The organism is Shewanella sp. SR43-8, assembly GCF_014163775.1.
Taxonomy (GTDB): domain Bacteria; phylum Pseudomonadota; class Gammaproteobacteria; order Enterobacterales; family Shewanellaceae; genus Shewanella; species Shewanella vesiculosa.
The window spans coordinates 241,977-262,478 of record NZ_JACJDX010000005.1 but is presented as its reverse complement, the minus strand read 5'-3'; the positions used below and the strand labels follow the sequence as shown (position 1 = coordinate 262,478).

Below are 20,502 nucleotides of genomic sequence, written 5' to 3'. Positions count from 1 at the left end.
GGAAACAACATGAGAAAATTGGTTATTGGCGGTCTATGCGCCTCGTTAATTGCGGGCTTAAGTGCTTGTAGTAATGACAAGACAGTCGTTACGCCTGCTGCAGATGTAGCAAAAACGGCGACTGCTGCTGCAGTAGAAAAAGCACTTACGTCTGGTATCACGTTTGATAACATCGACAAGTCAGTGCGCCCCCAAGACGATTTCTACATGTATGTTAACGGCGCATGGATGAACAAAGCAGAAATCCCTGGCGACCGAACTAGTATTGGTGCTTTTTACGACTTACGTGAGAACGCACGTGATGATGTTAAAGCCATCATTGAAGATTTAAGCGCGACCCCAAATCTAGCCGATGGCACAGATGAACAGAAAGTGGCTGATTTATATCGCTCATTCATGGATGTTGAAACGCTTGATAAATTAGGTATTGCACCAATCCAAGCTGATTTAGATAAAATTGCAGCCCTGAAAGATAAAAAAGAATTAACCGCCTTTTTTGGTGAAAACCAAGCAAACGGTGGTGGTACACCTTTAGCATTCTATATTGAAATTGATGCTAAAGACTCAAGCCGTTATGCCACACATATTTGGCAATATGGTTTAAGCCTGCCAGAAAAAGATTACTACTTTAATCAAGAAGAACGCTTCGTCAATATCCGTAAAGCCTACGTTGAGCACATTGAAAAAATGTACAACCTTGCTGGCTTACCAAATGCAAAAGCCAACGCTGAAGCCATTCTTGCACTGGAAACTCAAATTGCAGAAAAGCATTGGGACGTTGTTGAAACGCGCGACAGCACTAAAACATACAATCTATACCAAGTTAAGAATCTGCCAGAATTGGCCTCAGAAATTAACTGGGATGGTTATTTAGCTGCGCTTGGCGGCGACAAGCAAACTGATATCATTATCAACCAACCAAGTTATATCCAAGGCTTAAACGAGGTAATTAAAAATAACGACCTTGATACTTGGAAAAACTACATGACTTGGGTGGCATTAACGCATAATGCCAGCAATTTATCTCAAGCATTAGATAACGAGAACTTTGCCTTTTTCTCTAAAACCTTAAACGGTCAAGAAGAACAAGAACCTCGTTGGAAGCGTGGCGTCAGCACTGTGAGTGACACACTGGGCGAAGTGGTTGGTAAAGTGTATGTAAAACGTCACTTTGCACCAGAAGCTAAAACCCGCATGGAGCAACTAGTTGAAAATCTTCGTGGCGCTTACAGTTCAAGCATTGATTCATTAGATTGGATGAGCGCTGATACTAAGGTTGCAGCAAAAGACAAATTAGCTAAGTTTAATCCTAAAATTGGCTACCCAAACAAATGGGATGATTACAGCAAATTAACCATCAAAGCAGATGATTTAGTCGGTAACGCTAAACGTGCTGCGATAGTTCAACACAACAAAGATATCGCTAAATTAGGTCAGCCAATTGATAAAGACGAATGGCACATGACCCCACAAACGGTTAACGCCTACTACAACCCAACCATGAACGAAATCGTGTTCCCTGCTGCGATTTTACAACCGCCATTCTTCAACTTAGAAGCCGATGATGCGGTTAACTACGGCGGCATTGGTGCGGTGATTGGCCACGAAATGGGCCATGGTTTTGATGACCAAGGTGCTAAATTTGATGGCGAAGGCAACATGCGTGACTGGTGGACCGAAGCAGACTTAAAAGCATTCGAGTCAAAAGGCAATGCATTAATCGCTCAGTACAATGGTTATCAAGTGTTTGACGACCTACACGTCAATGGCAGCCTAACATTAGGCGAGAACATTGGTGACTTATCAGGTGTGACTATCGCCTATAAAGCTTACAAAATGTCACTTGACGGTAAAGAAGCACCAGTTATTGATGGCTTAACAGGCGATCAACGTTTCTTCATGGGCTTCACCCAAATTTGGCGGGTAAAAATGAAAGAAGAAGCAATGCGTAACCGCGTTGCAACTGATCCGCATTCACCTGGCCATTTCCGTGCATTAGGTGCGTTATCTAACATGCCTGAGTTCTACAGCACTTATGACGTGAAACAAGGCGACAAGATGTATATCGCGCCAGAAAGTCGCGTAAAAATTTGGTAATTTAAGTCGCTGTGAACATTGACTAAGGTCACAATTCCTCTCAAAAGGGCATCATTCGATGCCCTTTTTTATTAAACCTTGTTCATTCAGCCCCTATTCAGTGAAAAAGCGGTACATTGGATTAACAGACACTATGTGGGAAGCTATTCAATGAATAAGTTGTTTCGTACCTTTTTTATATTCTTAATTTTATTGTCTACTCGTGGTGCTATTGCTCAGCCTAACGAGGTTAAATATAACAAGTTAGCTCCGCCTTCCGATTTTAGTCAAAAATCAGCTAACGATATTGAGCAGCTAATGGCGCTCCATGAGTACAATAATGAGCTTGTTTTACAAGACACTGATAACTTGCACGCTTTAATGAGTCGAGCACCAGTGGCGCAACAAGAACTTATCAGTCTACTCAAGATGATCAGTCAATCAAGCAACACCGACATCATTACTCCTGCCACTAAAAGTTATCAGCGTGCGGCTCAAAAAGTACAAGCAAAGTTCAATGGCGACGCCAGTCAACTGACAGATATAGCAAGGGCAAGTGTGGTGGCCGATGACGTTAAAAGCTTGCTATTAAGCTACCAGCAACTGCGTCAACATACCGAAATAGTGCAATTAAAAAACCGGTTTGCACATCCAAAAGTGTCGGGCTATCGTGACTTAAATGTATTGGTGAAATTGCCCGAGAGCCAAATGGTAGTTGAAGTACAGTTTCACTTAAATGATATTGCCCAAATCAAAAGTGGCCCAGAGCATTATGTTTATGAGCAAATCCAACAAATAGAATCCCAAGCTAAAGCCACATCTAGACACTTAAATGACATAGAACAAGCAATGATAGCCAAGCTTCGTCAAGACTCGCACAAGCAATACCATAAAGCCTGGTTAAGTTATAAACGTCAAAGTTTATATAGTTCACAACGACAAGTTGCATAAACACTGATAACGATCCTTTTGATGAACAACTTACACCGCCCGAAGCCTTTTCTCATCATCCAAGTTTCCACCCTTTTAGCGCTCATATGAGCGCTTTTTTTTGGCCAAACAAGATCCGCAACAATCACATCTGCTATACTCGCGCCCATTACAATACGATCTGCTGGACGATGCGATGAATGACATTATTGAACAACTACAAGAATTAAGTGAAACCGTACCGGTACCGCTAGAACTACCGACGTTTGAGCAACTTGTAGAGGTTGAAGAACAGATCTTAATTGGTTTACCCAAGGATCTAAAAGAATACTTACTTTATGGTAGTGATGTTATTTATGGCACGCTTGAACCCGTTACCGCTGCCGATCCATCCTCACATACCTACTTACCTGAAGTAGCCTGCTATGCTTGGTCTATTGGGCTACCCAGAGAGCAAATTGCCATTTGCCAAATCGGTGATAGCTTTTATTGTATTGATGAAGAAAGCCAAGTGTTGTTTTGGAAAAAAGGCCGATTTAGCGATAAGGTTTGGGAATCGTTTTGGCATTGGGCCGAAGATGTGTGGCTTAATCGATAAAACGCATTAATTAAGTCAAATTGCGGCTAATTTACGTCGAAATATAAATACCTAAATAAATCTTTAATACGAGAACGTCCATGTCTAAAAATAGCGGTTTAAATGCAATTGAAATCCAATGTTTACGTCAATCTTTCGGCTTAACAACAGAACAAGTTGCTAGCATCACTAACGCCAGTAATGAAGATGTGTTGTTGTGGGAATCAGGCGAGAAAGAAGCACCAATTCCAGCGCAGAAAAAGCTGTTAGAAATCGATGATATTATCGAAATGCAGGTGCTTAACACTTCTGATGGTATTGAAGAGTTATTTAAAAAAGAACCTAAGCGTCGGTTAGCGTTTGTGGTGTATCCGACACAAGCGCTCTACACCCAATACAATCCAGAATTTTTAAGCTCTTTGCCATTAACTGAATTGTACAATGCCGCTGCGTGGCGTATAAAAAAAGAATGTAAACTTGTGCTTGAAGTGGATGTAAGCTTAGTCGCACTAGATGCTGAAGCTTATAAAGCTTATCGTGCAGATAACGGCATGAGCGAAAGCCGTGAAAGCCGTGCAAAATGGGCTGCAACTCAATTATAAATGTCTCTATGTTGAGCGTTAATAACTAAAAGGAAGCCTCGAGCTTCCTTTTTAATAACCGTTATTGAGTAACATCGGCAAGAGCTTCAGTTTTAGCTAATGCATTGGCTAAAGCTGGACGTTGCTTTAAGCGATCACGAAATGCCATCAGCTTTGGCGGAAGCATTTGCTCAAATCCCATCGCCCAGCCTAAGGTTTGCGCTAATAAAATATCGGCTATGGTGGGTGAATCTCCACAGACAAAGCCAGTATCTGGCACCCAAGCTTCAGCAATAGCAGCGGCTTGATCAAACTCCCACTTAGCCACAGCAAACATGGCCTCTAATCTAAGTGGTTGTGGTAAGGCAAAGCGATGTTTACCCATACTCCACAGTGGTTGTTCAAGCTCACTAATCACAAAACTCACCCAGCGTTCATGAATACCTGACGCTTGCGTACCTGGTTTTGGCAACCAGTTACCTTGTCCGTATTTTTCGGCTAAATAACGCATAATGGCCGCGGATTCGCTTAGCACGAACTTACCCTCGGTGATCACAGGCATTTTACCACTAGGGTTAAGGGCTAAAAATGCTTCTGCTTTATTTTCACCTTTAGCAAAATCGATAGCATGAAACTGCCACTCAACACCTAACTCTTCTAAAAGCCAAGATACGCGCAGCGCACGACTTTTTTGGGTTCCGTATAAGGTAATCATTTAAGCTCCTATAGCGTGAGAATAATGACAATAAAAAAGCCACATTGCACCTTAAGTGAATGTGGCTTTTGTTATCTTATGACGTTGTCATTAGAAGTTCATTGTGACTTTAGTATAAATATAACGGCCTAATGGGTTATGTACACCCATTGCATAACCATATAGATCAGCATCGCCATCGCCAATCGCAAATGATGGCTCTTCATCAAACACGTTATTAACACCTACAGATAGCTTAACCGTGTCATTGAAACGATATGAGCCAGACATATCGACTAACAACTGCGCATCAACTGTACGAGTTTTGTTGTAGTCTTCAAACTCACCGATGTAGCTTAAGTTAACGTTAGCGGCAAAGTCATCCATCATCCAGTTAGTTGTTGCTAACCAACGGTGTTGTGGGTACTCGTACTCACCAGTGTAATCAACAGTATTGCCATCAACTTCTTTTTCAAAGCTGATTAAATAGCTGTATTCTAAACCAAACTTGATATCACCATAGCTGTTTAGCTCAAGACCATAATGGCTAGATAAATCTACACCTTGTACTTCTTGTGAACCAATATTGACAAATGCTGATTTGATTACGTCAATCGTACCAAAGGTTTCACCCGCTTTAGGCGCATTTCGTAAACAAATAGTGCTGTTTTGATCACCACAGTGTTCGTTGTAAACATCTAGATTTTGCAGTGAGTCAATTTTGTTGTCTTGGACGATATTGAATAAATCAAAACCAATATCAAACTGCTGACTTGGAGCCCAAATCATACCCAAGTTCCAAGTCTCAGACTCTTCTGCCTCAAGATCAGGGTTACCAGCAAACACAAAGTTGTAGTCAAGTAGTTCACAATCAACGTTATCAGCAGCACAACGGTAGCTATCGGTTAAAAAGTCACTCTTTTCAGAAGGACCTAAGCCAATTTGCGCAAGCGATGGTGCACGGAAACCTGTAGACCAAGAACCACGTGCAGTGACTTCGTCACTAATGCCCCATTGGAAAGCAACTTTTGGGTTAGTGGTTGAACCAAAATCACTGTAACTGTCGTAACGGCCTGCAAGTTGTAACTCAAAGTTATCAGCAACAGGGATAGAAAACTCAACATAGACAGCATGTTGATCACGTGAGCCAAACGCAGAGACGGCTTCAGTACCAAAAATCAGACCGCGCTGGAACTGCTCATCTGGCACGTCACTGACACTTTCTTCACGATACTCAGCACCAGCTGCCATCATGATATCGCGATCGGCGATAGTAAAGGCTTGACCTGAAATGCTGGCGTCATAAGCAGTAATACTCGACTTACCTTGTCTTACTAGACTAGTGGTGATGCGATCAATCACATCTGGCGAGTTCATCGTGCCGCCAAACGGGTTGTAGTTACCCGCATCAATTTCGGCTTGTAAATAATCGGTTCTTACCCAACCTTGTGAGCGGTCACCTGTTTGAGTCGATTCACTGCGGCCACGTTGCGCTGATACTTCCCAGTCCCAATCATTGATAACGCCACGAAGACCAGCAACAATACGCATGGTATCTGACTCGATATCCCAACGACGTGCACCAGCATCAACTGTACGATAGCGACCAATCTCAATATCTTGTCCAAAAGGATTATTTGGATGAGTACCAGGAACTGTCAAGCCTGCATCTTCATCCAATGGCGTTGGTGCACCGCCTGCCTCAGAAGTGTTGTGCTGTACAGATAACTCTAAAAATGCAGTTAAGTCTTCACCTAACATATAATCAAACTGGCCAATAGCACCAACACGTTCAGCTGCTGGAATGGTTAAGTTATATGGACCGTAATCAAATAGACAACTCCCACTCGATGTTGCGCTATCAGCAGGACAATCTGGGTCAATGGTTTTCACGCCATTGACATAGAAATAACCAGGGAAGCCGCGTGATGAACGGTAATCTTCACCGCCATAAGGTGACTGGTTTGCAGTGCCAAAGCGGCCCATGTCTTCTGCAGACAAGGTACCATTGGTAAAGTAATCAAGGATTATTGATGCACTGCCTTTGTCAGCTTTTATGCCCCATACTAGGCTGGCTGTAGTTTCATCATAACCAGTGCCATTGTCATCGCCATAACCCAAGTTAAGTTCAATACCTTCAATATCTTTTCTTAAGACAATATTGACCACACCTGCAATTGCATCAGAACCATAAATGGCTGAAGCACCGTCTTTAAGAATATCGATACGTTCAATCGCCGATACCGGGATATTGTTGATATCAACAAACGAATTTGAAATTCCTTCAGCAAATGCACTTGCTCCAACACGGCGACCATTGATAAGAACCAAAGTCGCATCAGGGCCCAAGCCACGTAAACTGATTGATGCACCACCGTTAGCGGTAGAATCTTGACTGTTTCCACGAGTAGAGAATGCACCTGAACCGTTGGCAGGCATACGTTCTAATAATTGTTGTAGGTTGTCAAAACCCATATTAGCAATATCGTCTTTATTCAACGATTGTACTGGTGATGGTCCTTCAATATCAGTCCGTTTGATACGAGAACCCGTCACTTCAATTCGTTCCACTTTTGAATCGGCACCAGCATCAGCAGCTTGTGCAACAAAGGCAATAGGAGCTAGAGATAGAGAGACAGCGATAGCGCAAGCGCTGCGTAAAAGGTTACTTTTTTTCATGATCATCCTTAACGTTAAATTATTGTTTTATATCCATGACTACTGCAAACTGCGGTATGAGCATACCGCTGACAACTTTGTTGGATTGACACAACCAACTTAGGTTAAAATTTAACAAAGTCAATACAATGGCTTAATGTAAATGCAACCAATCACTTAATCAAGAATAAATAGTTAAAAAAAGTGAATTTAAATCTATTTAACAAGGAGGTCATATGAGCGATAAAACACTAGTTAGTGCCCACTTCCACGCAAACCTAGGCCTGTATTGGTTGTTGTCTGGCAGCCTAGTATTTATCCTTAGCTTTATTGGTATTCCATTGTTATTACTATGGTTTCCATTGGGACTATTAGCGACTAGGCATTACATTAATAATATGAGTGCTGAACTAACCGAGCAGAAACTGATTGTGCGTAAAGGCTTATTCACACGGACTGAAAATACCGTTCCATTGGATAAAATCACCGACATGGCACTTATTCAAGGTCCTATTATGCGTATGTTTGACCTTCATAAACTGACCATAGAAACCGCGGGCCAATCTTCTGCAGGCGCATTGATTAGCTTAACGGGCGTTGTAGATGTTACTCACTTTAGATCCCAGGTATTGGCACAAAAGTCAAAAATCATGGTACAAAAAGGTAATGCCCCTGCCGATGAAAATACCGATGTACTAATCCTCGACCACCTACAACAAATGAATGCCACTTTATTGCGCATAGAACAGTCATTAAACGCTAAACCATCAAACTAGGTTTTTTATTATGCTTAAGCAACAAACTGCATCAGACTTACCGTGGATATCTCGCGCAAGCACACTTTTTAAAGCCACTGGACCTGGAATCTTAATGGCCGCCGCCGCGATTGGCGCTTCTCATTTAGTCGCCTCAACTCGAGCCGGTGCCGAATTTGGTTGGCAACTGGCATGGCTCATTTTATTAGTCAATATCGTTAAGTACCCTTTCTTCGCTGCTGGAGCTCGCTACACTGCAGCCACTGATGAAAGTTTATTGCATGGCTATCATAAGCAAGGCCGTGGATATTTGATGCTGTTTACCGGGCTCAATGTGATTGCTGCCATTGCCAGTACCGCTGGGGTATGCATGTTAACGGCGGCAATGTTAACTCAGTTTATTCCGCTATCAATTGACCTATTAGCGCTAATTGTATTGGCCAGCTCGTTAGCACTATTGATTTTAGGCCACTACAAACTGCTTGATAAAATGACCAAAATTATCATGCTAGCTCTTACACTCACCACCCTAGTCGCCGTGGCATTGGCCTTTAATCGTCATAGCGGATTCGGCACTCCAGTGATCAGCGAATCTCCCTGGCAATGGGCGTATGTCGGTTTTTTAGTGGCGATGATGGGTTGGATGCCCGCGCCAATAGAAGTCAGCACTTGGAACTCGTTATGGTTAATAGAAAAACGTAAAAACCAAACGGTGACCGCCAAGCAGGCTATTTTTGATTTTAATTTAGGCTATGTCACCACGGCTGTGTTGGCAATTGTATTTTTAGCGCTAGGCGCATTAGTCATGCACGGCAGTGGTGAGCGTTTTTCTGATTCAGGCGCGGCATTTGCCTCACAATTGATCACCCTCTATAGCCAAGTTATGGGTAATCAAAGCCGTTACTTAATTGGCATTGTGGCGTTTTTATGTATTTTTAGCACCACAGTGACTGTGATAGATGGCTACAGCCGCACACTCGAGATGGGCTGGAAATTGTTGTCTAACACCACATCAACACGCAATTATTTAACCCCCATTATGCTCGGGATCAGTGCGCTTGGTTTATTACTTATTCTATTCTTTAAAGGGGCCTTATTACCGCTGCTAGAATTTGTGATGATCCTTGCTTTTATGACCACAGTTATTTTTGCTTGGCTTAACTTCCGGTTAATGACCAGTAACACCTTAGCGGAAAAGCATCGTTATGGTCGTGTTATGGTGGGGCTGTCGTGGATTGGTTTATGGTATTTAGTTGGCTTCGCAATCTTATTTGTTTATTGGTATCTCACAAAATGATCACATCACAATGGTGTAAATACTTAACTGGCTTACAAAAAATCACCCGTTTGTTACTGGCATTAACAGTAACCTCAGTGTCATTTCAACTCAGTGCATTTGCATTAACTGCAGCGGATGTGCAAACCATCATAGATAAGGATTCAAGACCGTTTAGCGGTAGCATTGTCATTAGCGACAATCATAACCGTTATGTTAATTATCAAGCAGGTAACGGCATAACACCAGACAGCATATTTATGCTTGGATCTATTTCTAAAACGATCACCGCCACGCTTGTATTACAGGCGGTGGATCAGAAAAAGTTAGCATTGAGCGATAACATCACAGATTACCTTGAGATCATCACCGAACACCCAATCACGATTAGTCAGCTATTAAATCATACTTCAGGAATAACACCGCCTAAATCACCGAGTCTTAATGCCGGGTCTCAATTTATACCTGCCAGCCAGTTTAGTTACTCAAACTATGGCTATAAATTGCTTGGCGATTTATTAACTCAGGTTTACCAACAACCTTATGGGCAATTGGTTAATCAATTTGCCCTAACCAATCAGCTTGATCTCCAAGCTAATACCGGTTCAATTGCGCAGCGTCAGGCTAAGCAAACACGCTTGGTTGATGGCTATACCGAGCAACAGCAGCAGCGGACACAATTAACTGATTTTACGGTAGACCCTGACTTCATTACATTTGGCGGCATGCAAGCCAGTAGTGCTGCTGTGGTTAAGTTTGTAAATGGTTTACATCAAGGCCAATTTTTATCTGCCACAAGCTATCACGCCATGACCCATGCAAGTACTATCAGGCAGCATCGTTGGGGAGAGGTAGGCTATGGCTATGGTTTGCAAATCAGCCAACAAGCAGGCTTAGTTGAATACAGTCATTCAGGCTATATTCCGGGATACATCAGCTTAATGCTCTATTACCCGCAATCGCAATTAACCGTTGTGATATTAGAAAACACCTCGTGGGATCTGGATAATATCGAGCGTGTTTTTGGTCTACACGACAAGATACGCCAAGCAGTAAGAAAACAATTAACCACATACGAATAATCTGACGGATCAATGATTTCTCGCTATAATAGTGTTTCGTCAATTGACCTAAACCATTTATGCGCCGCCGCGCCAGAGAGCCTTATGATTAACAACGATATTCTTCGCCGTATTCGCTTTGTGTTTGACTATTCAAATGCCAAAATGATTAACATTTTCAGCCAAGCCAATGTAGACATGTCTTCAGAGCAGATTATTGCGCTGTTGAAAAAAGAGGAAGAAGAAGGTTATCAAGCATGTAATGACACATTAATGTGTCAATTCTTAGATGGTTTGATCATTCAAAATCGTGGCTTAAAGCCTGGAGCAGAAGTGCCAGCGCCTTTGAAGCAATTGACCAACAATCTAATATTCAAAAAATTACGCGTTGCACTTGAAATGCGTGAAGAAGATATTATTGCCACGTTACTGTTAGCCGATTTTTCGATGACTAAATCTGAGTTAGGTGCGTTATTCCGTAACCCAGATCATAAAAACTATAAGCCATGTGGTGACCAAGTGTTAAGAAACTTCGTCAAAGGTTTATCAGTCAAACATCGCGGCAAGTAATATTCGCCTAGATATTGAGATAATGCTTTATGAATGCGTAGCTTAGGCTACGCATTTTTGTTTTTAGCGTTTACATATAAACAACCAAAAATGAGAGATGAATAAAAATACTTAAGAATAATGTGATTTGACTCACTTAACAGACCACAAAAAAGATCAGACGTGATAATCTATAATCGTAAGAAAACCAGCCCTATTCTAATAATGATCTAACTGGATCTAACACATTAAGGTTCCCCATGGACGATAACAAACGCCCCCTCTATCTTCCTTTTGCTGGCCCGGCCATTCTTGAATCACCACTGCTTAATAAAGGCAGCGCATTTAGTGAAGAAGAGCGGGTATTTTTTAATCTTGAAGGCCTCATTCCTTGGGTTATTGAAACCATTGATGAACAAGCTTCTCGTGCGTACGAACAATTTAAAAACTTCACCAATGATCTCGATAAACACATCTATTTACGCAATATTCAAGATACTAACGAAACCCTATTTTATCGTTTAGTACGTAATAACATTAGCGAAATGATGCCGATTATCTACACGCCTACGGTAGGATTAGCCTGTGAACGCTTTTCTAAAAACTATCGTCGTAACCGTGGCTTATTTATTTCATATCCGAATAAAGATCGCATTGATGATATTTTAAATAACTCAACGCGCCAAAAAGTGAAAGTCATTGTGGTTACCGATGGAGAACGTATTCTCGGTTTAGGTGACCAAGGTATTGGCGGTATGGGGATCCCAATTGGTAAGTTATCACTTTACACCAGCTGCGGCGGAATTAGCCCGGCCTATTGCTTGGCAGTAACATTAGATGTAGGTACCGATAATCCACATTTAATCGAAGACCCTATGTACATGGGCTGGCGTCATCAACGTATTGGCGGCGAAGAATATACTGAATTTGTTGAAGCTTTCATGCAGGCTGTGAGCCGTCGTTGGCCAGATGCGTTAATTCAATTTGAAGATTTTGCGCAAAAAAATGCCATGCCATTGCTTGAGCGTTATAAAGATCAATACTGTAGTTTTAACGATGATATTCAAGGTACAGCAGCAGTTACTGTTGGGTCACTACTTGCGGCATCTAAAGCGGCGAAGAGTAAGCTTAGCGAACAACGGATTACCTTCTTAGGTGCGGGCAGTGCGGGTTGCGGTATTGCTGAAGCGATTGTGGCACAAATGGTCTCAGAGGGCATTAGTGAACAACAAGCTCGTTCACAAGTCTTTATGGTTGATCGTTGGGGGTTATTACTTGATAACATGCCTAACTTATTACCATTCCAACAAAAGTTAGCTCAACCTTGCTCTACGATTGAAGCATGGGAAAATTACAGCGACAATATTTCGTTACTTGATGTCGTGAACAACGCTAAGCCTACTGTACTCATCGGGGTATCTGGTTCGCCAGGTTTATTCACTGAAGAAATCATTAGAGCAATGCACAAGCATTGTAAACGTCCAATTGTATTCCCATTATCAAATCCAACGAGCCGCGTTGAAGCGACTCCTAAAGATATTTTACATTGGACATCAGGCCAAGCATTAGTGGCAACAGGCAGTCCATTTGAACCTGTCGTTGTGAATGACGAGACCTTTGAGATAGCGCAATGTAATAATAGCTTTATCTTCCCAGGCATTGGCTTAGGAGTATTATCTTGCGGCGCGAAGCGTGTGTCTGACGAAATGCTCATGGCATCTAGCCGTGCATTAGCAGAGTGTTCACCTCTAGGTAAAGAGGGAACTGGGTCGCTATTGCCACGCTTAGAAGATATTCAATCTGTCAGTAAATATATTGCTTTTGCTGTTGCTAGAGCCGCCATTGATCAAGGTTTGGCACTGCCCTGCACTGATGAATTACTGCTGCAATCAATTGAAGCTAACTTCTGGGAACCTGAATACCGTCGTTACAAACGTACGTCATTCTAAATTATTGATAAGCTAGCTTAAGTTATCTTTAGCCATAAAAAATCCCAACCTGAGTTGGGATTTTTTGTTTCTAGCAAACAATTAATTTATCTGCCCATAAACTTTGGCTTATATATCTGGCAACGCCAAACTTAAGTGCACAAAATTAGGCAGACATGACTAATTTAAAGCTATTCAATAATGGTCTGTCAGTACGCGCTTTTTTAAGCTTACGTATACACTCTCTCAATGATTGCTCGGCTAAACGGCCAAATACACCATCATATTCATTATTATTCATTTCTTCTTCAGAGTCGGCACTATCGGCAATTTCTTGCGCAACACGGCTTAACTGCATCCACGCATTGGCAATGTAAAAGCCATGGAACTCCGCTTTAGTCATTAACTTTTGCGCACTCGCTGGCAAACCATTCCATGCATTGGCAAACGTATTGGCTTTGTCGTCAATAAGTTCGCTAAACAAACCTTCATAAGCCTCAAGCAAGGTTTCAGGTAACTTATCCATCGGCAACACTTTATTGGCTACGTTATACGAAATTTGTTTTGCGACTTCTTGATACTGCGGGTCAACTTTTGTCATGTTTTTCTCTCTAAAATCTGCCACTAATGTACACGCCGTAAGTGTCTGATGAGGCAATTGGAACAATACTAATCCCTTTATAAGGGTCGGTGAAATACCACCCCGCCACGATACCAATGGCAGCGCCAGCCAATACATCTTCCACATGATGTTGATCACTGGCAACACGCGTATATGCTACATAAGAAGCTACCGCATATGATGGAATGCCATATTTCCAGCCGTAACGCTGGTTGATAAATGTCGCTGCAGCAAAGGTATCGGCACTGTGACCAGATGGAAATGAATCATTACCACTGCCATCTGGGCGATCTTTTTCTATACCGTATTTCAGTGCTTCAACTAACAATCGACTTGATACACCGGTTTTAACTAATTGCCAAGCACCTTGATAATCATCTTCGACAATTAAACTTCCTGCCAATGCAGTGGCCGGAAGTAATATGTGCAAAGCGTCACCCGATGTTTCCAGGCTTCCTTCAGCATGACAAGGCGATAATGCTATCAGCAAACTTAATCCGATAAATTGCACAATTCTCTGCAACATTTCTATCTCTGTTTATTTCCAAAGGCGTCTTTATACTCGTCTAGATAACTGAATGCAAATAGCCCTGAGTCGCCAGAAAAATACCCTTAACAGTGAATAAGGTTAACATATTGATAAAAATAAGATTATTGAACAATAACGCAAGGCTATAATTTAATCACAAGACTTTTCAAGTCGAAGTCTGTTAGTCTTTGTCACATAGAATTAACAATAACAACTTGAGAAAATGCATCCTTGCCCACTTTAAAGCTAAGCAGCATTATTCATATCATTATGCTTGTCTGTGCCATTGGATTTAGCAGCATTGCTTATGCTAATCCAGTGAAGAATTTACGCGCCGATGAAATTTATACACTGTTAGACAGTGGTAACTTTATATCCGATGAAGATAATCGTAAGTTACTCAGCGAGTATAAAAGTATCTTGTCGGATGACGATATTATTCGCCAAGAACTCTATATACGTCTTAATTGCTGGAGTTTGCCGGCGAATACAACGGAAGAAATGCAAGCCGCGGTTAAATATGCCGATAAATACCTGCAAATATATCGTCAGCCAGCCCCCTCTTTAATCCAGATTGATCTGCAGTATTGTAAGGCTTGGTTTTTGTATGCGCAGGGAGAAAGTGACAGCTTATTTGCCGACCTAAATACAGCGATACTTAATGCTTATAAACTTGAAGACCCGCGCTTGATTGCGGATGGCCGAAGCACTAGAGGTGCAATCCTATCTTATTTAGGTAATTTTTCTGAAGCACTCGAAGATCTTATTACAGCGCAAAACTTATATGAGTCTCTTAATTTAACTTATTGGGCAAATGTTAATTTAGGTGAGCTGGCCAATAGTTATCGCCGTTTTGGCGATGCCCGGACCGCATTAACATATCAAATAAAACTCGAAAATAGTTATCTCAAAAATAAACAGATTTATGAAGCCAATCTCACCAATAATCAAATTGCGCTGTCATTAGAGAAGCTTGAACGTTATGAAGAAGCCATTGAACGCTTCCAAAAAACGCGCGATTTTTGGTTAACAGAAAATAACCCCATTGCTGCTGCGGATGCATCGATTAGTATTGCCGGTAACTTAATCAGCTTAAATAGACTTAAAGACGCTGAGGTGATTCTGCATGATGCTCAAAAGGTGATTACATCCAAAAATGATAACAGTTATAGCTACATGAATTTATTTATGGCCAAGGTGCATTACCAGCAAGAGCTTTATCAGCAAGCATTAATCGATATTGACCAGGCTGAAAAAGCATTTAATTTCAGTAATAATATCCGTGGCCTCAATCAAGTGTTGCAGCTAAAAAGCGAAATATATCAAGCCTCACAACAATGGCAACTGGCGTATGAAACCCTAAAATTGTTTGTCGAGTCACATCTATCATATGACAAAAAAGTACTTTCAGAGCGCAATGCGGAGATGCAAGCTCGATTTGATAACAACAAGATTCAAACTGAAAATACAATGCTTATTCAAAGGGATAAAGAAAAACAGCTGCAATTGGACATCATGAAGCGCAATGAAGACATGCAGATCATTATTATCAGCTTAGTCGCGATCATTTTAGTGATTGTATCTATCTTCGCCTACAAACAACTGCTCAGAAAACGTCTGTTTAGGCGTTTAGCGCTCACCGATGAACTGACCAAAGTAGCCAATAGACGTGATTCACATTCTCAAGGTAATTACTTTTTAAAAATCGCTCAGCAATCATCCACGCCATTATCATTGATTTCATTTGACGCTGATAACTTTAAAGCCGTTAACGATACATTAGGCCACGATATGGGCGATAAAGTACTGGTAAAACTAGCGGCAATTAGTACAAGCATGATGCGTGACACTGATGTGATTGGTCGAGTTGGTGGTGAAGAGTTTTTGATTTTATTACCTAATATCGACAAAGCAAAAGCCATTGAGATTGCTAATCGCTTAGTCGAGACCATAGCAAAATATGATTGGTCACAAATCTCGCCTAATTTGCATCAAACAATCAGTGCCGGAGTCGCCAGTTACACCAATGAAACAGAGTTGTCGCCATTATTGCTAAAAGCCGACAAAGCGCTCTATTCTGCCAAAGCTGCCGGCCGAAATTGTGTCAAAGCCGAGTAAAACGCGTATAATTTCCATGTGTTTACTTAATGATAGTGTTATGACAACAACGACCCCAGTATTAACGCCTGATCCAATTACCGATCCTGAGATCAATTCAATCCCCGAGCCCTGCCCATTGACCGCAGCTCAGCTTGATGTGCTCAATAGACAGATCAAGCTTTGGGGTAAAGAACTTGGTTTTGCTCATATTGGTGTTGCTGATGTCGACTTAAGCCAACATGAGGCAGTATTACAAGATTGGTTAGATAAAGGTTACCACGGTGAGATGGCTTACATGGCTAATCATGGAATGATGCGGGCTAGACCCGCTGAATTACATCCAGGAACCATTAGAGTCATTTGTGCCCGGATGGATTATCTACCGCCTGACGCTGGCTTTGCCAGTAATTTAACCGACCCCAATCTTGGTTATATTTCTCGCTATGCCGGTGGACGTGATTATCATAAATTAATCCGCCAACGGCTTAAAAAACTCGGTGATAAAATTCATCAATATTGCCAACAATTCGACTTTCACAACACAGATTTTAGACCGTTTGTTGACTCTGCACCGATTTTAGAACGTCCATTAGCCGATAAAGCTGGACTAGGCTGGACGGGCAAGCACTCACTCATTTTACACCCTGATGCCGGGAGTTGGTTTTTCCTCGGCGAGTTATTAATTAACTTACCTTTGCCGTTAGATATCCCAATCGAAGAAGGCTGCAACACTTGCGTAGCCTGCATAAAGTCATGCCCAACAGATGCGATTGTCGAACCCTATGTGGTCGATGCAAGGCGATGTATATCTTACTTAACCATTGAATTGCAGGGCGCTATTCCAGAAGAGTTTCGTCCACTCATCGGCAATCGTATTTATGGCTGTGATGATTGCCAACTCGTGTGCCCAGTTAATGCTAAAGCACCACTGACCCAAGAGACAGATTTTCATACTCGCAGTGCGCTTATTCAACCCGATTTACTGACTCTATTTGCGTGGTCTGAAAGCCAATTTTTAAGCCAAACAGAAGGCAGCGCGATTCGCCGAATTGGCCATAAACGTTGGTTACGTAATATCGCGATAGCATTAGGTAATGCTCCGGCTAATCCGGCCATTATTAGCGCATTAGAGCAACGTAAACACAGTGATGAAGTAGATGGCATAGTGCTTGAACATATTGAATGGGCATTAGTGCAACAAATACAAAAAGCGCCACAGTCGGCGCTTTCACGTAAAACTCAACGAGTGATCAGATCAATCCAAAAGGGTCTACCCAGAGATGCATAAACAACATGCGACAACTAAGCATTAGGGTCTAAGGTAAAACCCACTTTAACGGTTACTTGCCAGTGAGCCACTAAACCTTCTTCCAAGTGACCACGGGTTTCGATAACTTGAAACCAGCGCAAATGTAATAAACTTTTATTGGCTTCTGCAATCGCATTTTTGATCGCCTCATCTGAACTGATCGGTGATGAACCCACTAGCTCAATGACTTTATAAGTGTGACTCATAATCGCTCCTTTTGTTAACTGAAAGACGTATTTTGAGTGTAGTCAATAATGGCTCAGTTCACAGCAAATAGGCTCAATGAGTCCGCAGTGAATACCCCATCAGCCAGTATCGCAAGGTTGAGAAGTTAATCACAGAGTTCTGCAACAAAGCCGCAGCTCCAGCGATCAGCTGGTGGAGCACAATGACCCATTGTGAGCAGCATCATGCTAATTAAAACTGGCGTCGAAGCACTTTTGTCGCTGCAATCATATTGCGCAGCGCTGGCTCTACTTCATCCCAAGTACGGGTTTTTAAACCACAATCAGGGTTAACCCATAATTGTTTCACCGGCACTTTCTGCGAAGCTTTAGTAATAAGGTCAACCATTTCGGCTACCGTTGGAATATTGGGCGAGTGAATGTCATACACCCCAGGACCTATTTCGTTCGGGTAACAAAAATCTTCAAACGCATTCAATAATTCCATCCGTGAGCGCGATGTTTCAATGGTGATCACATCAGCATCCATAGCCGCTATGGCATTAATGGTGTCATTAAATTCGCTGTAACACATGTGAGTATGGATTTGAGTTGCATCGTCAACACCAGCCGCCGACAACTTAAAGGCATCTACTGCCCAAGTTAAATAATCTGCCCACTGGCTCTGTTTAATCGGTAAACCTTCACGAAATGCTGGCTCGTCAATTTGAATAATACCAATGCCGGCTTTTTCTAAATCGATCACTTCATCGCGCACCGCTAACGCAAGTTGATTGGCAATATCTTGACGAGGGATATCTTCTCGAGCAAACGACCAATGCAATATGGTCACTGGGCCTGTTAGCATGCCTTTGACAGGCTTGTCGGTTAAACTTTGCGCATAGGTAGCCCAATCAACCGTCATCGGCTTAGGACGTGATACATCACCATAAATTAGCGGTGGTTTTACACAACGAGAGCCATAACTTTGCACCCAACCAAATTGAGTAAAGCCAACACCGTCGAGCTGTTCACCAAAATACTCCACCATGTCATTTCGTTCAGCTTCACCGTGCACTAATACGTCAATACCGAGTTTAAGTTGACGACAAATGGTGTCCTGAGTGACTTGCTCAAGCTGTAATCGGTAATCAGTGTCATTGATTTCGCCTTTACGCCAGCGTTTGCGTAAACCACGAATCGCAGGCGTTTGCGGAAATGAGCCTATGGTGGTTGTGGGAAGTAATGGCAGTGCTAGCTTCTGTTGCTGAGTAATAATACGCCGAGCAAAAGGGCTATGACGTTCAAAATCACTCGCAGTAAGCTGTAACACACGTTGAACAACCTCTTGATTAGCTGCAGCAGCTGTGGCTAAACGTCTTTGCTGGCAACGATCAATAATCACTTGGCTGCTTTGTGAATCTTGATCGTTAATTAACTGCTGAATGTCACTAAGTTCAAACAGTTTCTGTTTGGCAAATGCTAATTGTCCCTGTAACGGACTGATCAATTGCGTCTCGACGTCAACATCAACCGGACAATGTAACAATGAACATGAAGGTGCAATCCACAAACGATCGCCCAACGTGGTCGCTAATTCTGCCAGCTGATCAGCAATAACATCAACATCGCCAGCCCACACGTTGCGACCATTAATCACTCCAACCGATAAAACTTGTTGGCTTCCGAGCGCTTTGATAAACGCCTCAACTTGTTGTGGTGCTGTGACTAAATCAAGATGCAAACCATCAACTGGTAATGCACTCACCAATGCTCGATGATGGCCAATAGAGCCATAATAACTGGCAAGTAATATCTTCAATGATGCCGGTTTTTGTTGCGCTAAAAATTGATAACTGTGGCGAATGGCTTGCTGCCACTCCTCGGTTAAGTCTGCGGCTAATACTGGCTCATCAAGTTGTACCCAACTCACACCTTGGTCTGCAAAACGTTGCAAAATCTGCTGATAAACCGTCAGTAGCTGCGGTAATAACGATAGCTTGTTAAACTCAGTCAGGCTTTTCGATAAATACAAATACGTCACTGGGCCAAGCAATACCGGCTTTACTTGATGACCGAGTTGCTGCGCTTCACTGACGTCATCAAACAACTGTTCAAAGGCAATCTCGAAGCTTTGATCAGCGCTTAATTCAGGCACTTGATAATGATAGTTAGTGTTAAAAAACTTGGTCATTTCTGCCGCACAAGCATGTTGGCCAGTTTGCGATCGGCCACGGGCAACACGAAATAAGGTGTCTATATCGATAGGCGCTTGGCTGCCATCGGCTTGAGTAGCTCGGTGGCGATCTGGGATCACATTTAAGGTGGCACTTAGGGTTAATACTTGGTCGTAATAAGCAAAGTCGCCTACTGGAACTAACTCAACGCCGGCATCTGCTTGCCACTGCCAATGCGTTTTTTTTAATTCACTGGCGACCTGTTTCAGTTCAAATAATGAGATTTCTGCGCGCCAATAACGCTCAAGTGCAAACTTCAATTCACGCTGACGTCCAATGCGGGGAAATCCTAAACTTGAAATTTTCATGCTGCTTTCCTTTTCGTTGAAGCAAAATTTATAGCCATTTATGCAGAAAAACCCGCATAGGCGTCTGGACGTCTAGAAGTTTATTGTGCTACTCTGCTGTCAAGCAATCGAATTGATTTCATCGGCTAGTTGAGCAAGATTCATGTGG

17 protein-coding genes are annotated in these 20,502 nt (G+C 42.2%); 11 read left to right on the top strand and 6 right to left on the bottom strand.

All coding sequences use genetic code 11. The features are described from left to right. The first annotated feature begins 9 nt into the window (after positions 1-9). The 4 genes from H5114_RS08525 to H5114_RS08510 all read left to right on the top strand — a co-directional run bounded on the left by H5114_RS08525 (position 10) and on the right by H5114_RS08510 (position 4,185). On the top strand, positions 10-2,097 hold the full coding sequence (locus tag H5114_RS08525; protein ID WP_182722693.1) for a M13 family metallopeptidase: 2,088 nt from the start codon (positions 10-12) through the stop codon (positions 2,095-2,097). Between the two features lie 150 nt (positions 2,098-2,247). Then, positions 2,248-3,027 (top strand): RelA/SpoT domain-containing protein, encoded by a 780-nt coding sequence (locus tag H5114_RS08520; protein WP_182722692.1) that lies wholly within the window; start codon positions 2,248-2,250, stop codon positions 3,025-3,027. Positions 3,028-3,202: 175 nt separating this feature from the next. After that, positions 3,203-3,604, top strand: a complete 402-nt coding sequence (locus H5114_RS08515) for an SMI1/KNR4 family protein (protein ID WP_124015574.1) — start codon at positions 3,203-3,205, stop codon at positions 3,602-3,604. Positions 3,605-3,684: 80 nt separating this feature from the next. Next, positions 3,685-4,185 (top strand): DUF4447 family protein, encoded by a 501-nt coding sequence (locus H5114_RS08510; RefSeq protein WP_124015573.1) that lies wholly within the window; start codon positions 3,685-3,687, stop codon positions 4,183-4,185. Positions 4,186-4,246: 61 nt separating this feature from the next. Here H5114_RS08510 and H5114_RS08505 read toward each other — a convergent pair whose 3' ends face one another. Together H5114_RS08505 and H5114_RS08500 are read right to left on the bottom strand one after the other, a co-directional pair. After that, positions 4,247-4,879: a glutathione S-transferase family protein gene (locus tag H5114_RS08505; RefSeq protein WP_182722691.1), complete on the bottom strand. Its 633-nt coding sequence runs from the start codon at positions 4,877-4,879 to the stop codon at positions 4,247-4,249. A gap of 90 nt (positions 4,880-4,969) precedes the next feature. Continuing rightward, positions 4,970-7,537, bottom strand: a complete 2,568-nt coding sequence (locus H5114_RS08500; RefSeq protein WP_124015571.1) for a TonB-dependent receptor — start codon at positions 7,535-7,537, stop codon at positions 4,970-4,972. A gap of 215 nt (positions 7,538-7,752) precedes the next feature. Between H5114_RS08500 and H5114_RS08495 the strand changes: the two genes are divergently transcribed. The 5 genes from H5114_RS08495 to H5114_RS08475 all read left to right on the top strand — a co-directional run bounded on the left by H5114_RS08495 (position 7,753) and on the right by H5114_RS08475 (position 13,106). Beyond that, complete coding sequence (locus tag H5114_RS08495) at positions 7,753-8,292, top strand: PH domain-containing protein (RefSeq protein WP_182722690.1); 540 nt, start codon at positions 7,753-7,755, stop codon at positions 8,290-8,292. Positions 8,293-8,302: 10 nt separating this feature from the next. Beyond that, positions 8,303-9,568, top strand: coding sequence for an Nramp family divalent metal transporter (locus tag H5114_RS08490; protein WP_182722689.1), 1,266 nt, complete (start codon positions 8,303-8,305; stop codon positions 9,566-9,568). After that, entirely contained in the window at positions 9,565-10,629 is a 1,065-nt protein-coding gene (locus H5114_RS08485; RefSeq protein WP_182722688.1) for a serine hydrolase, read from the top strand. Before H5114_RS08490 ends, H5114_RS08485 begins: the two co-directional genes overlap by 4 nt. Before the next feature lie 84 nt (positions 10,630-10,713). Beyond that, complete coding sequence (locus tag H5114_RS08480; RefSeq protein ID WP_124015567.1) at positions 10,714-11,178, top strand: DUF1456 family protein; 465 nt, start codon at positions 10,714-10,716, stop codon at positions 11,176-11,178. Between the two features lie 239 nt (positions 11,179-11,417). Beyond that, a complete protein-coding gene (locus H5114_RS08475; RefSeq protein ID WP_182697490.1) occupies positions 11,418-13,106 on the top strand; it encodes an NAD-dependent malic enzyme in 1,689 nt (562 codons plus the stop codon). 145 nt (positions 13,107-13,251) lie between these two features. On the opposite strand, the gene H5114_RS08470 is transcribed toward H5114_RS08475, so the two are convergent. Together H5114_RS08470 and H5114_RS08465 are read right to left on the bottom strand one after the other, a co-directional pair. Next, positions 13,252-13,686, bottom strand: coding sequence for a DUF3069 domain-containing protein (locus tag H5114_RS08470; RefSeq protein WP_124015565.1), 435 nt, complete (start codon positions 13,684-13,686; stop codon positions 13,252-13,254). A gap of 10 nt (positions 13,687-13,696) precedes the next feature. Beyond that, on the bottom strand, positions 13,697-14,233 hold the full coding sequence (locus H5114_RS08465) for a phosphatase PAP2 family protein (RefSeq protein ID WP_124015564.1): 537 nt from the start codon (positions 14,231-14,233) through the stop codon (positions 13,697-13,699). A 234-nt stretch (positions 14,234-14,467) separates the two neighbouring features. Between H5114_RS08465 and H5114_RS08460 the strand changes: the two genes are divergently transcribed. Together H5114_RS08460 and queG are read left to right on the top strand one after the other, a co-directional pair. Then, positions 14,468-16,354, top strand: coding sequence for a GGDEF domain-containing protein (locus H5114_RS08460; protein ID WP_182722687.1), 1,887 nt, complete (start codon positions 14,468-14,470; stop codon positions 16,352-16,354). Between the two features lie 40 nt (positions 16,355-16,394). Continuing rightward, complete coding sequence (gene queG, locus H5114_RS08455; protein WP_182697492.1) at positions 16,395-17,624, top strand: tRNA epoxyqueuosine(34) reductase QueG; 1,230 nt, start codon at positions 16,395-16,397, stop codon at positions 17,622-17,624. A gap of 14 nt (positions 17,625-17,638) precedes the next feature. Here queG and H5114_RS08450 read toward each other — a convergent pair whose 3' ends face one another. Beyond that, positions 17,639-17,851 (bottom strand): dodecin, encoded by a 213-nt coding sequence (locus tag H5114_RS08450; RefSeq protein ID WP_124015561.1) that lies wholly within the window; start codon positions 17,849-17,851, stop codon positions 17,639-17,641. Positions 17,852-18,062: 211 nt separating this feature from the next. After that, entirely contained in the window at positions 18,063-20,354 is a 2,292-nt protein-coding gene (gene metE / locus H5114_RS08445; protein ID WP_182722686.1) for a 5-methyltetrahydropteroyltriglutamate--homocysteine S-methyltransferase, read from the bottom strand. Between the last annotated feature and the right edge of the window lie 148 nt (positions 20,355-20,502).

Bases quoted from the DNA above. Each gene is read 5' to 3' on its own strand.
- H5114_RS08520 (WP_182722692.1), top strand. From the start codon at position 2,248: ATGAATAAGTTGTTTCGTACCTTTTTTATATTCTTAATTTTATTGTCT.
- H5114_RS08450 (WP_124015561.1), bottom strand. From the start codon at position 17,851: ATGAGTCACACTTATAAAGTCATTGAGCTAGTGGGTTCATCACCGATC.
- H5114_RS08515 (WP_124015574.1), top strand. From the start codon at position 3,203: ATGAATGACATTATTGAACAACTACAAGAATTAAGTGAAACCGTACCG.
- H5114_RS08495 (WP_182722690.1), top strand. From the start codon at position 7,753: ATGAGCGATAAAACACTAGTTAGTGCCCACTTCCACGCAAACCTAGGC.
- H5114_RS08505 (WP_182722691.1), bottom strand. From the start codon at position 4,879: ATGATTACCTTATACGGAACCCAAAAAAGTCGTGCGCTGCGCGTATCT.
- H5114_RS08500 (WP_124015571.1), bottom strand. From the start codon at position 7,537: ATGAAAAAAAGTAACCTTTTACGCAGCGCTTGCGCTATCGCTGTCTCT.
- H5114_RS08480 (WP_124015567.1), top strand. From the start codon at position 10,714: ATGATTAACAACGATATTCTTCGCCGTATTCGCTTTGTGTTTGACTAT.
- queG (WP_182697492.1), top strand. From the start codon at position 16,395: ATGACAACAACGACCCCAGTATTAACGCCTGATCCAATTACCGATCCT.
- H5114_RS08465 (WP_124015564.1), bottom strand. From the start codon at position 14,233: ATGTTGCAGAGAATTGTGCAATTTATCGGATTAAGTTTGCTGATAGCA.
- H5114_RS08510 (WP_124015573.1), top strand. From the start codon at position 3,685: ATGTCTAAAAATAGCGGTTTAAATGCAATTGAAATCCAATGTTTACGT.
- H5114_RS08485 (WP_182722688.1), top strand. From the start codon at position 9,565: ATGATCACATCACAATGGTGTAAATACTTAACTGGCTTACAAAAAATC.
- H5114_RS08475 (WP_182697490.1), top strand. From the start codon at position 11,418: ATGGACGATAACAAACGCCCCCTCTATCTTCCTTTTGCTGGCCCGGCC.
- H5114_RS08470 (WP_124015565.1), bottom strand. From the start codon at position 13,686: ATGACAAAAGTTGACCCGCAGTATCAAGAAGTCGCAAAACAAATTTCG.
- H5114_RS08490 (WP_182722689.1), top strand. From the start codon at position 8,303: ATGCTTAAGCAACAAACTGCATCAGACTTACCGTGGATATCTCGCGCA.
- metE (WP_182722686.1), bottom strand. From the start codon at position 20,354: ATGAAAATTTCAAGTTTAGGATTTCCCCGCATTGGACGTCAGCGTGAA.
- H5114_RS08525 (WP_182722693.1), top strand. From the start codon at position 10: ATGAGAAAATTGGTTATTGGCGGTCTATGCGCCTCGTTAATTGCGGGC.